Below are 12663 nucleotides of genomic sequence, written 5' to 3' on the forward strand. Positions count from 1 at the left end.
AAATCATAAAAAAAACCTCCTAAATTCTAGGAGGTTTTTTTATACCTAAACCGTTAGTTCGCGTATTTTTTTTATTAAAAAAAGGTATCGAGAACCAATTACGATTTATAATCTACTAAGGATTCGTAGACCATAAAGCAGCACTTTTAAGCATCGCTCTTCTTGGTAAGTTTAATCCAGCAACTATTAATTCTGCAAAATCATCAGGTTGTAAAACGCTATCTTCCGAATCTTTACTTGCAATACCTAAATCTATTGACATATCTGATGCGATAGTACTTGGTGTTAATGTGCACACTCTAATATTGTTTTTACGGACTTCCTTCATTAAAGATTCCGACATACCAATAACTGCAAATTTAGATGCCGAATATGCAGAGGTAGTTGCATTTCCAGATAAACCAGCAGTAGAAGATATGTTTATAATATCTCCTTCATTTTTATCTATTAAATAAGGTAAAACCTCTTTAGTAACATAATACATTCCCATTACGTTGGTTTGTATTATCGCACTCCATTGTTCTACATCCATTTCATTTAAAGTACCAAAAGCAGCAATTCCTGCATTGTTTACCAAAATATCTACAGATCCAAGTGCATCTACTAAATCTTTAACTCCTTTTTTTACTTCGTCATAATTACCAACATCAAAAACCGCATAAACAGCGTTTACACCTAAAGCTTTTATTTCGGCAACGGTTTCTTTTAAAACTGCTTCGTTTCTACCTGTTATAGCTACATCTATTCCTTCTTTGGCAAATGCAATTGCAGTTGCTTTTCCTAGGCCTCTTCCTCCTCCAGTAATTATTGCTTTTTTATTTTTTAATTTTTTCATTTGTGTTATTTTTTTCTATTAATAGTGAAGTGATAATGGATACAAAAATAGTGATGTCAATAGTTATAACCGAATTTATAAGGCATTCTTAACAGCAAATTATGTCATTGTGAGGAGCAAAAGGAACAAGTCAATCTCGTGAAGCTAACACAAATCGAATTTATTGCACCAGTTCGAGTGATTTTTGAAAAAATCGTGTCCAGTACATGTTTGCTTTTTCACGCTGTAATTGTTACTCCATCTTTCATTTCAATAGCCGTAGGTTTTTCAAACCAGGATTCCATAAAATCAAAGTTTTCTTGGGTTACTTCAAATTCAAAAGTGTCTCCTTTTTCTTCGTTTCTTTTTAATACGCGTTCTAGTCTAGTTTTTTTACTAATATCTAAAAAATGGGTTTTAATTTCAAAACCATGTTTTGAAGCAAATTTTCTAAACTTTGCACGATGCGAAAATTTAGAAAGCCCTAAATCTAGAATGGCATCGGTATTGCCGTTTTCTAGTTGTGTTACCAAATCTAGAATAATCATTTCAGCTCTTTCAATACGTTCTAAAAACCAATCTAATCCATCTTCCGTTTTCTTATCCGCGAGAAATAAAGTATTGTTCCAGGTGTCTATAGAAAAGAGAATGCCTTTGGTTTCTTTCTTTAGTTGGTTGGAGTAGGTGGTTTTTCCGGAACCTGTGTTGCCTATAATGAGGTGGATCATTTTATAATAGCTATGATTAACAAAATTATTCTATTTTTTTGAAAAATAAAAATACATAGAATGAAGTATTTTTTGCCATGTAAAACACATTATGTACTTTAGTATAATGATAGAAAATTTTCTACATTATATTTGGCAATACAAAAAATTTGCGCTAACCAATTTACAGACAGTCGCACAAGAACCTGTTTCTGTGATACAAGTTGGTGCGCACAACCATAATACGGGACCAGATTTTTTTAATGCACAAATTAAAATTGCCGACCAACTTTGGGCAGGTAATGTAGAGATTCATATAAAATCTAGTGATTGGTTTTTACACAACCATGAGCAAGACAAAAATTATGATAGTGTTATCCTGCATGTAGTTTGGGAGCATGATACTGAAATACACCGAAAAGACAATACCGTAATTCCAACTTTAGTTCTTAAAGATGTGGTTAGTAAAACGGCTTTACAGAATTATCAAAAGCTGTTTAGTAAAAAACAAAAATGGATCAATTGTGAAAACGATTTTGCAAGTATCAGTGATTTTGTGGTAAGCAATTGGTTAGAGCGTTTGTACTTTGAACGTTTAGAACGAAAATCTACAGCAATTACACAATTACTGCAATCCAGTAAGAATAATTGGGAAGCGGTTCTTTTTAAAATGCTTGCTAAAAACTTCGGGCTAAAAGTAAATGGCGATGCTTTTTTAAGTCTTGCGAGTTCGTTCCCTTTTAATTTAGTGCAAAAGCTACACGCCAAACAAACTAGTTTAGAGGCTTTGCTTTTTGGACAAGCAGATTTGTTAGATAAGGATGTCCAAGATTTGTATTATCTAGAACTTAAAAAAGAATATCAGTTTTTAAAACAAAAGCATAACTTGTCTGGTGCAACCGTAATTCCTTTTCAGTTTTTTAGATTACGACCTCCAAATTTTCCTACCATTCGTATTTCACAACTAGCAAGTGTATATGCTACGCAAAGTAGTTTGTTTTCAAAAATAATTTGCGCAACTAGTAAAGCAGAAATTTATAACTTGTTTACCGTTGTTACTTCTTCATATTGGGAAATTCACTTTACGTTTGGTAAAGTTTCTAAAGCATCTAAAAAAAGAATTACAAAGTCGTTTATAGATTTACTTATTATAAATACCATTGTGCCTATTCAGTTTAGTTTTGCAAAACAACAAGGAAAAGAGCTAACGGATGCCATTATTAGTATTATTCAAGAGATAGCTTCCGAGAAAAATAGCATTGTTACCAAATTTCAAGATCTAAAACCTTTAGGGAATTCTGCTATGCATAGTCAAGCATTATTGCAGCTTAAAACCGAATATTGTGATAAAAATAAATGTTTGCAATGTGCAATTGGAAGCAGTTTGATAAAGAGGTAAGTTCAGTCTCAGTCTCAGTCTCAGTCTCAGTCTCAGTATTCAGTCCCAGTATTCAGTCACAGTATTTAGTGGCAGTGTTTCCAATTTCAATATGTCGAGTTTATATATAATATTTAAAAATAATTCTTCAGAAAAACATTCGTGTATTCGTTGTAAAAACAAAACAATAACTATGGATTTCTTTATTTTTAAATCTGGATTTAGAATAAATTCAGGACAATTAACTAAATTGCAGTCATGAACATTTTTTATCGCATTCTCTTATATTTTCAAAAACATGGTTATTATGTTTGTCAGCGTATTGCAGATAGATTTGGTATGCGAGCAAAAGTGGTAAGAACTTCGTTTATATATCTAACTTTTGTTACCGTAGGTTTTGGCTTTGCTTTGTATTTGTTTTTAGCTTTCTGGATAAAAATAAAAGATATTGTGTATACAAAACGAACTTCGGTTTTCGACCTATAACGTATGATTAGCCCTTTTTTAAGATTTTTTAGAACCAGAATTTATACAGCAGTAAGTTTGCTAGTAATACTACTCTTTGTTGGGGTATTAGGATTTAAACTATTGTCACATTATTCTTGGATTGACGCCTTTTACATGACAGTAATAACCATTACAACTGTCGGTTTTGGTGAAGTGCAACCTCTAGATCCAGTATCTAAAATATTTACTATTTTCTTAATACTAACTAGTATAATAATTGTTGGGTACGCCTTATCTGTGATTACAGAATATATTTTAAGCAAAAATAATTTGGAAGAATTAAAACAAAAAAAGATGCAGAAAACCATAAATGAGCTAGCAAACCATATTATTATTTGTGGTTATGGAAGAAACGGAAAACAAGCAGCTAAAAAACTACTAGCTTATAATAAACCTTTTGTTGTTATTGAAAAAAATAAAGAAACCATCGATAAATTTGAAAGCGAAGAACTGCCTTTTATTTTTGGAAATGCAAATGAAGATGAAGTTTTATTGCAAGCTGGAATTGAGAGAGCAAATACTTTGATTTCTGCTTTACCAAGTGATGCAGATAATTTGTTTGTGGTGCTTTCTGCAAGACAGATGAATACAAACATGCGTATTATTAGTAGAGCATCTGAAGAAACATCTTATAAAAAACTAAAATTTGCAGGAGCAAATAATGTAATACTTCCAGATAGAATTGGTGGCGATCATATGGCTTCTTTGGTTGTTATTCCTGATTTGATTGAGTTTATAGATAACCTTGGAGTTGTTGGGAATTCAAATATTAATGTAGAAGAAATTCAAGTAAGTAAACTCTATAATACTAATGCGAGTATTCAAACGATAAAAGATTTAGACTTACGTAGAAAGACAGGATGCAATGTAATAGGATATAAAAATGGGGATGGAGAATATATTGTAAATCCAGAAGCAGATCAGAAGTTAGAAGCTAATGCTAAGATAATTGTACTTGGCAGACCAGAACAAATCAAAGAATTAAATACCGTGTATAACTTACACTAGACTCCTATTTTAACAGGTTATGCTTTAAAAAATCATTTTTTTTTAGCATCTTGCTAACTTAAATCAAAATTTTAACTAACTAAATTATATCATGAAGAAATATCTTCTTACCATTTTTACATTCATTTTACCATTTATAAATTTTGCGCAAGAGGCACAAGAGGTTGGTGTTGACCAGAAAATTGACCAAATTTTTGGCGATGCAACAGGATGGTTTGTGAATTTTATATTCTATCAGATAGATTTTGGTGGTGAGGTTAAAGTGTTTTGGGTATTGTTTCCTTTAATTCTTGGAGCATTATACTTTACATTTTATTTTAAGTTTATCAACTTCACAAGTTTTGTTACTTCTGTAAATATTGTTAGAGGAAAGTATGATGATTTAGAAGGAAGAGAAGATCATAAAGTAGAAATTGAAAAATCAAAATTTACAGATGAAGAAGATAATCCAGATACTATTAGAGTAGAAGGGCATGAAGGAGAAGTGAGTCACTTTCAAGCATTAACAGCAGCATTATCTGCAACCGTAGGTTTAGGTAATATTGCAGGAGTTGCAATTGCTGTATCTATTGGTGGAGCAGGAGCTACGTTCTGGATGATTGTTGCAGGATTTTTAGGAATGGCATCTAAATTTGTAGAATGTACACTTGGTGTAAAATATAGAGATATAGGAGAAGATGGAACCGTTTATGGTGGACCAATGTACTACCTAACGAAAGGATTAAAAGCAAAAGGACTTGCAGGTTTAGGAAAAGTACTAGCGGTATTATTCGCGATTTTTGTAATTGGAGGATCTTTTGGAGGTGGAAACATGTTTCAAGTAAATCAAGCTTTTCAACTAGTTGAAAGTATTACAGGTGGAGACGCTTCTTTTTTACATGGTAGAGGATGGTTATTCGGTATTGTAATGGCTGTACTTGTAGGTATTGTTATTATTGGAGGAATTAAAAAGATTGCTAAGGTTACCGATAAAATTGTACCTTTTATGGTTGTTATTTATGTAGCAGCTTCTTTATTTGTAATACTAGCAAATTACCATATGGTAGGTGATGCTTTTACATCAATATGGAATGGAGCATTCAGCCCTGAAGGTGTTGCCGGTGGAGCAATTGGAGTTTTAGTACAAGGATTTAGACGTGCAGCTTTCTCTAATGAAGCTGGTGTTGGTTCTGCATCTATTGCGCATTCCGCAGTAAAAACTAAATATGCAGCAAGTGAAGGTATGGTTGCTTTATTAGAACCATTTATCGACACTGTAGTTGTTTGTACTATGACCGCTTTAGTGTTAATTATTACTGGTAATGTAACAGCTGCAAATGCAGGATTAAATGATGCACAAGCAATTTTATTAACCTCTGGAGCATTCGAATCTGTTATTTCATGGTTCCCGTATGTACTTACTGTTGCAGTAGTATTATTTGCATTTAGTACCATGATTTCTTGGTCTTATTATGGGTTTCAAGGTTGGGCTTACCTTTTTGGTAGATCTAAAAAAATGGAATATGCGTATAAATTATTATTCTGTGTATTTGTAGTTATTGGTTCTGCAGCAAGTTTAGGTTCTGTAATTGGTTTTTCAGACGCCATGATCTTTGCTATGATGGTTCCAAACATGATCGGATTGGTGTTATTAGCACCAAGAGTACGTGAAGAATTAATTAAATATAAAAACGCTATAAAAAATAGAGTTTCAGAAGATTAAATATTTTTTGTAACTTCATCTAAACTAAACTGTTGAAGATGAATACTTTTAAATCCCATTTCGTGTTTACTAAAAAACAACGAAATGGGATTTTTCTATGGTTAACAATTATCATTGCGGTACAGTGTTTTTCTTTTTTTAACGATTTTTCTTCGGAAGAAATTCCAGTAAATCATAAGCAATTAGCCCTTTTTGAAAAGGAAATGGATTCCCTTCGTACAGTAGAAATAGAAAATCGGAAACCGAAAATTTATCCCTTCAACCCAAATTTTATTACCGATTATAAAGGCTATACTTTAGGAATGACCAGTGTGGAAATTAATAGATTGCTTCAGTTTAGAAAACAAAATAAATGGGTGAACTCGGTGAAACAGTTTCAGCAAGTCACTAAAGTTTCCGATTCGCTATTAAATAAAATCTCTCCGTTTTTTAAATTCCCAGAATGGGTTACCAATCCCAAACCGAAGACCTATACCAAGTATACAACGAAGAGCGATTCCGATACACCAAAAACATTTCAGCAAAAAATAGATTTAAATACTGCAACCGCTAGTCAATTACAAAAAGTAAGAGGTATTGGCGAAGCATACTCTAATCGCATTGTAAAATATAGAGACAAGCAAAACGGATTCATTGCAGACGTACAATTACAAGAAGTCTACGGATTAAAACCAGAAGTCATTACACGTATTACTAATGAATTTACCGTAAAAACCCCAAAAGCAATAGATAAAGTATCTGTTAACAAAGCAACAAGGGATCAGTTGGTGAATATACCATATATAGATTACGAGGTTGCACATCAAATAATGGAACAAAGAGTGTTGCGGGACGGTTTTCAATCTATTGAAGAATTAACAAAAGTTAAAGGCTTTCCAGTAAAAAAAATCGAGATAATTAAATTATATTTGACTCTAAACTAGAATATAATAAAAAATCAACTTTATGAACAACATGTACTTCACAGAAGAGCATCAATTATTTAGACAAAGTTTACAAGACTTCTTAAAAAAAGAAGTGGTTCCACATATAGATAAATGGGAAGAAACTGGAACTGTAGAACGTTTCATTTGGAAGAAATTCGGAGAAATGGGTTTCTTTGGTTTAGCATATCCAGAAGAATATGGCGGATTAAACCTAGATTTATTCTACACTGTTATATTGTTAGAAGAATTACAAAAAATAAACTCTGGCGGATTTGCAGCTAATATTTGGGCACATACCTATTTAGCAATGACGCATGTTAATAAAGAGGGAAGCCACGAAATAAAAGAAAAATATTTAACAGCAAGTATTACTGGAGATAAAATAGGTTGTCTTTGTATTACAGAACCTTTTGGTGGATCGGATGTTGCAGGAATGCGTACAACAGCAATTAAAAAAGGAGATACGTATGTACTTAATGGTTCTAAAACATTTATTACAAATGGGGTGTATAGTGACTATTTAGTAGTTGCTGCTAAAACAGATCCAGAAGCAGGACATAACGGAATGAGTATGTTTATCATGGATAGAGATACACCAGGAATCTCTGCTACTAAACTAGATAAATTAGGATGGAGAGCAAGTGATACTGCAGAAATTGCTTTCGATAATGTAACCATTCCTGCAAGTAATTTAATGGGTGAAGAAGGAAAAGGTTTTCCGTATATCATGCAACATTTTGCTTTAGAGCGTTTAATTATGGGAATTAATGCACACGCAAGAGCAGATTATGCTTTAGAGTATGCAAGACAATATATGAGTGAACGTACCGCATTTGGAAAAACAATAGACAAGTTTCAAGCATTACGTCATAGCTTTGTAGATCTGTATGCCGATATGGATATGTGTAGAGAATATAACTACTCGGTGGCTAACAGACTTAATAACGGGGAGTATGTGGTAAAAGAAGCAACCATCTCTAAATTGAAGTCTACAAAAATGGCAGATGAGGTTGCATATCAATGTATGCAGTTTTTAGGAGGTTATGGTTATATGGAAGAATATCCAATGGCACGACTTTTGCGTGATAGCAGACTAGGACCAATTGGTGGAGGAACAAGTGAAATTCTTCGTGAGATTCTCGCTAAAATGGTAATTGATAAGAAGGAGTATAAGCCTGCTGCAAAATAAACTGATTATTATTTTAGCGAAAATTATATAATAATCTCGCTAAAATGGTAATTGATAAGAAGGAGTATAAACCTGCGGCGAAATAATTCCATTACCATTTTCACTAAAATTGTAGCCCAATTTTGATGAAATGGTAATAGATTCCAAAGTATATAAACCTGCTGAAAAATAATTTCAGTAGTATTTTAAAAATCGCTACATTGTTTTTTTACAAAATAATGTGGCGATTTAAGAATTCCTTAAGATGAAATACTAATTAGTATTCCAAATCGTTAACTAAGAAAATGGCCCTGAAACTATTAAACTTATACTATGCAATTTAAAAACACAAAACAATTAGCTGTTGTTATCTTACTTTTTTTAGGAGTTACCAGTTACGCGCAAACCGAACTTAAAAATACCGTTGTAGATACACTAGATTCTTTCCCTATTGCTAGCGCAAGTGTCTATATTAAAAACACAACCATTGGTACGGTAACCAATATAGATGGTAATTTTGTGCTACAAGTGCCAGAAAAACATGAACAAGACACACTTGTTGTTTCTTCTATTGGGTATTCTACCTTTAGAATTCCAATTCAAGAATTTGATGCTAGTACTCCAATATTTCTATCTGAAGAACAAGCATCTTTAGACGAAGTGGTTTTAATAGCAGAGGCAAGACCAAAAACAGGAAACGAAATTGTAGTCAAAGCAATTTCAAAACTAGAACGAAACCTTCCGGATTCTTCATACATTCAAAAAGGATTTTTAAGACATAAAGAACGTAACAAAAATGAATTTAAATGGCTAATCGAAAGTGCTATAACGGTTTATGATTCGGGTTACACTTCCAATAGTGCCGATTATCTAAAAATTAATGTAGATCAAGTCCGTAAAAGTTATGACCTTCGGGATGTAGATAGTTTGTTCACTTTTGCATCGTATAAGAATCAAAACACCAAGAAAAAACTCAAAGCAAAAGATATAAGCCGAAGATCGGTAACCACAGATCAACTATTAACAGCCATTAAATGGAATGATAATAGAATAAACGGTTTGCAAAATCTTTTTCAAGGTAAATTAAATTTATTGCGTAATGCAAATAATGCCAAAGCTATATTTGGTGACGACATACTAGAAAAGCACCAATTTGAATTAGATACTATTTTAGTAGATAATGAGCGTAAACTATATAAAATTAAAATTGAAGACTCTAAAGACTTTGTCGGTTTAGACACCAAAGGAATCTTTAACGAAGGGTATCACGCACAAGGTTGGTTATATATTTATTATGATAACTATGCCTTTAAGAAAATAGAGTATGAGCTGGTAGCTGCATCTCCAGCGCAAAAAGATAGAAGTAAAAGACTTTTTGATACCCAAACCAATCACAAATTAGTAATCACTTATAGGGAGTATAAAGATAAAATGTACCCAAATTATATTTATTACGAAACACCAAAGTTGGTAAATGTAGGAATGAAGCCATCTTTAAAAATTTCAAAAGTAGAAGAAGCACGCTATAATAAAGAAGAACGTTACTATTATACGGTACAAGAAATTCTGTTTTCCGAAATTATTCTAGACAAAGAAGAAATAGCAAACGAGCTACAAAAAGATTGGGATGCAGACATCTTTGCGCCAAAACCATACAATAAAGACTTCTGGAAGAGTTATAACGTCTTATTAGAAAGTGAAGAAGATGAGCAGCTTATTTTAGATCTAAGCAAAAGAGCGTCCTTATATAAAGATTAATTATTTGGGCAAATGCTCCTTCGCTAAAGCAAACCAACTTTATCATTTACAACTAAGTAATAAGACTTTAAATTATTTAAGCAAGGCATCTATATGCTCCAAAGCTTTAGCGAAGGAGCACCACGCTTTCACTACTCGCTTTTTTATGAAAAATAAAAAGAGCTCAAACAATTAGCCTGCGTTGAGCGCAGTCGAAACGTTCAATCCTTTTTGCAGAATACTACAGTTATTGATCTTTTATTCAGTAATTTAGAATCTCATTTTTTTAAACGTAAAAGTGTTAAACAAATGTTAATGTATAGAATATTTTCTATATCTTAGAAAATATTCTATACATTAACATTTGTCAATACTGACTAAGATGAAAACTATTAAAGAAACAAAAAAATTAATCGCAATTTTATTAATTTATACATTTTTAATGCCAACTTTTTATTCCTGTTCAAAAGTAAACATGGATGAGGGGTCTAGTATTAATAATTCTCTATATAGAAAAGAGGCTAAAAAAATTATTAATGAAGTTGATTTAGTAGAAAAAAATTTGCATTCTACTATAAATAGCAGATTAACTTCTGATTTTGAAATTACTCAAGAGTTAATTGATGAACAACTAGTTTTGTTAGGATATCAAGAAGGTGAAATTTCTGTAGAAATGGTAAATGAAATTATAACAAAGTATGGTGTATCTACAACAGATGGAATTGATCAACTTTTAGCTGATTATAATTTAACAGAGTTCACAAAATCTTCTTTAAAAAGTATTTCTGAAGGGAATTGGATAGAAAACATTATAGATCATGTAGATTATAATAACTTAGAAATAAACGAAAAAGAAATGTTATCATTCATTAATTCATATGGGCAAGAGTTGGATTATCAAGGTCATGGAAGATATAGTTTTTGGGGACTTTTTGGAGCAATTGCAGGAATGCTGGTTGGTGGTTTACTGTGTAGTTTGTGCATTATTGTAGGAGGAGTTCTTGGAGGAGTTTTAGGAAGTACTGGAGGGAAATAATAAATTAACATATTAATTATGAAGGGAAATATTTTTATAAAGGTTTTATTAATTTTAATTTCTAGTGTGGTTTACTCTCAAGAAAGTATGAAGTCTAATAAAGGAGAATATTTGATGCATATGGATATTGGGATTGCAACTTTAGAAGCAGAAAATATTTTTAAAACTAACGCGCAAGTATTAGAAGTATTTGTAGGAAAAGAATTTTTAATGAACAATACATGGGCTATAATTACAGGTATTGAACATTCAAAAGTAAAAAGTGATTATAGTTCTTTAATTAATGAACAATTATTTTTAACAAATAACTATTTAAGTTTACCTCTGTATTTTCAAGGGGAATATAAAAGTACCGATAAATTAACAGTCTATGCCAGAGTAGGGTTTTATGCTTCTTATCTTTATTATTCTAAATTGGAAAATATAAATCTTAATCAGAATAGTAGTAATAAAAATTTAGGTTTAAATTATGGAGCTCAAATAGGTTTAGGTATTAACTATAAGATTGCTGAAGACTTAGGTGTTTTGTTTGGAGTAAAGTCTAAATCAGATATGTTTAATAATTACAGAGACTCTAAGCAGGAATTTAAACTTACTAATTTCTATGCGTTAGAATTTGGTCTGATATTTAATGTTTTTTAGAAGACCTTTGAAATATTTACATATAATTAGTTTTGTGGCTTTATTTAGTTGTAATAAAACTAATTTTCAGTACGATAACATATTACTCGATGAAGAACAAATATATATAGTATATCGAGGAACTAAAACTAAACTTGGTAATATAGCTAGAGACTTTAACTTAAAAGATAAGTTTAGTTCTCATGTAGGTTTTTTAATATTTAAAAATAACACATGGCTTGTATACCATGTGCTAGATGAAAATGATAATCAATCTGATTTAAGAATACATAAAATGAAAGATTTTTTAGACATAAATAAAGAAAGGGTTTTTTATACAAGTTTATGGAAAATTAATACTAGTAGTTCTACAGAAACTAATACTATAAGGAAATGTATTTTGGGTTATGAGGGTTTAAAAATTGTATTCAATAAAAACTTTTCAACCAATGAACCAAACAGATTATATTGTTCAGAATTTATTGTGAAAGTTTTGAGGAAATCAGATACATTAAAATATAAATTTGAAAAAAGTAAACGTAAATTAACAGGTGTATTTAAATCTTATTTGGGAAGAGATACATTATCTTATTATCCCGTTGATATTTTTCAAGACAATAAAAAATTTATATTTCTTAAAGAATGGAAACTTAAGAAATAAATAAAGATTATACTTTGTATTTTTATTTCTATATTTGAAGCCTTAAAAAATCTAAAAGAGAGGAGGTTAAGAACTATGTTAAGAATTCCAGTACAAGCAGGAGAAAATATAGAGAGAGCATTAAAACGCCACAAACGTAAGTTTGTTAAAACTACAGTTAAAAATCAACTACAAGAACGTAAACAATATACTAAACCTTCTATGGAACGTAGAGCACAAGTGCAAAAAGCACAATATGTTCAAGGATTAAGAGATGCAGAAAACGTTTAAGTACTTTTAAAGAAGATAATATTAAATCCTATTAGTAATAACTATTAGGATTTTTTTGTTTTAAAATCAATTCCAGTAAAACTTTAGTACATTTAACTATTAACTATTAACTATTAACTATTAACTAT

At 31.2% G+C, this 12663-nt stretch carries 13 protein-coding genes; 11 read left to right on the forward strand and 2 right to left on the reverse strand.

Features of this window, described 5'->3' with window-relative positions:
• Nucleotides 1-115: 115 nt before the first annotated feature.
• Entirely contained in the window at nucleotides 116-835 is a 720-nt protein-coding gene (locus FG167_RS10185; RefSeq protein ID WP_203458188.1) for a 3-ketoacyl-ACP reductase, read from the reverse strand.
• Nucleotides 836-1053: 218 nt separating this feature from the next.
• On the reverse strand, nucleotides 1054-1542 hold the full coding sequence (locus tag FG167_RS10190; RefSeq protein ID WP_203458189.1) for an ATP-binding protein: 489 nt from the start codon (nucleotides 1540-1542) through the stop codon (nucleotides 1054-1056).
• A 91-nt stretch (nucleotides 1543-1633) separates the two neighbouring features.
• On the opposite strand from FG167_RS10190, the gene FG167_RS10195 reads away from it, so the two are divergent.
• From FG167_RS10195 to rpsU, 11 genes are all read left to right on the forward strand, one after another.
• On the forward strand, nucleotides 1634-2920 hold the full coding sequence (locus tag FG167_RS10195; protein ID WP_370568377.1) for a DUF2851 family protein: 1287 nt from the start codon (nucleotides 1634-1636) through the stop codon (nucleotides 2918-2920).
• A gap of 237 nt (nucleotides 2921-3157) precedes the next feature.
• Nucleotides 3158-3385, forward strand: a complete 228-nt coding sequence (locus FG167_RS10200) for a PspC domain-containing protein (RefSeq protein ID WP_055443096.1) — start codon at nucleotides 3158-3160, stop codon at nucleotides 3383-3385.
• Between the two features lie 3 nt (nucleotides 3386-3388).
• The gene (locus tag FG167_RS10205) at nucleotides 3389-4414 is read left to right on the forward strand and encodes a TrkA family potassium uptake protein (RefSeq protein ID WP_203458190.1); all 1026 of its coding nucleotides are present in this window, start codon (nucleotides 3389-3391) and stop codon (nucleotides 4412-4414) included.
• 91 nt (nucleotides 4415-4505) lie between these two features.
• On the forward strand, nucleotides 4506-6116 hold the full coding sequence (locus tag FG167_RS10210; protein ID WP_203458191.1) for a sodium:alanine symporter family protein: 1611 nt from the start codon (nucleotides 4506-4508) through the stop codon (nucleotides 6114-6116).
• 38 nt (nucleotides 6117-6154) lie between these two features.
• The gene (locus tag FG167_RS10215) at nucleotides 6155-7039 is read left to right on the forward strand and encodes a helix-hairpin-helix domain-containing protein (RefSeq protein WP_203458192.1); all 885 of its coding nucleotides are present in this window, start codon (nucleotides 6155-6157) and stop codon (nucleotides 7037-7039) included.
• Nucleotides 7040-7061: 22 nt separating this feature from the next.
• Nucleotides 7062-8231, forward strand: coding sequence for an acyl-CoA dehydrogenase family protein (locus tag FG167_RS10220; protein WP_203458193.1), 1170 nt, complete (start codon nucleotides 7062-7064; stop codon nucleotides 8229-8231).
• A 312-nt stretch (nucleotides 8232-8543) separates the two neighbouring features.
• Entirely contained in the window at nucleotides 8544-9968 is a 1425-nt protein-coding gene (locus FG167_RS10225) for a carboxypeptidase-like regulatory domain-containing protein (protein ID WP_203458194.1), read from the forward strand.
• Between the two features lie 361 nt (nucleotides 9969-10329).
• Nucleotides 10330-10983, forward strand: coding sequence for a hypothetical protein (locus FG167_RS10230; protein WP_203458195.1), 654 nt, complete (start codon nucleotides 10330-10332; stop codon nucleotides 10981-10983).
• An 18-nt stretch (nucleotides 10984-11001) separates the two neighbouring features.
• Complete coding sequence (locus FG167_RS10235; RefSeq protein ID WP_203458196.1) at nucleotides 11002-11625, forward strand: outer membrane beta-barrel protein; 624 nt, start codon at nucleotides 11002-11004, stop codon at nucleotides 11623-11625.
• Between the two features lie 7 nt (nucleotides 11626-11632).
• A complete protein-coding gene (locus FG167_RS10240; protein WP_203458197.1) occupies nucleotides 11633-12265 on the forward strand; it encodes a YiiX/YebB-like N1pC/P60 family cysteine hydrolase in 633 nt (210 codons plus the stop codon).
• A 75-nt stretch (nucleotides 12266-12340) separates the two neighbouring features.
• Nucleotides 12341-12535, forward strand: a complete 195-nt coding sequence (rpsU, locus tag FG167_RS10245; protein ID WP_203458198.1) for a 30S ribosomal protein S21 — start codon at nucleotides 12341-12343, stop codon at nucleotides 12533-12535.
• Nucleotides 12536-12663 lie beyond the last annotated feature (128 nt).

It is taken from the genome of Lacinutrix sp. WUR7 (assembly GCF_016864015.1).
Taxonomy (GTDB): domain Bacteria; phylum Bacteroidota; class Bacteroidia; order Flavobacteriales; family Flavobacteriaceae; genus Oceanihabitans.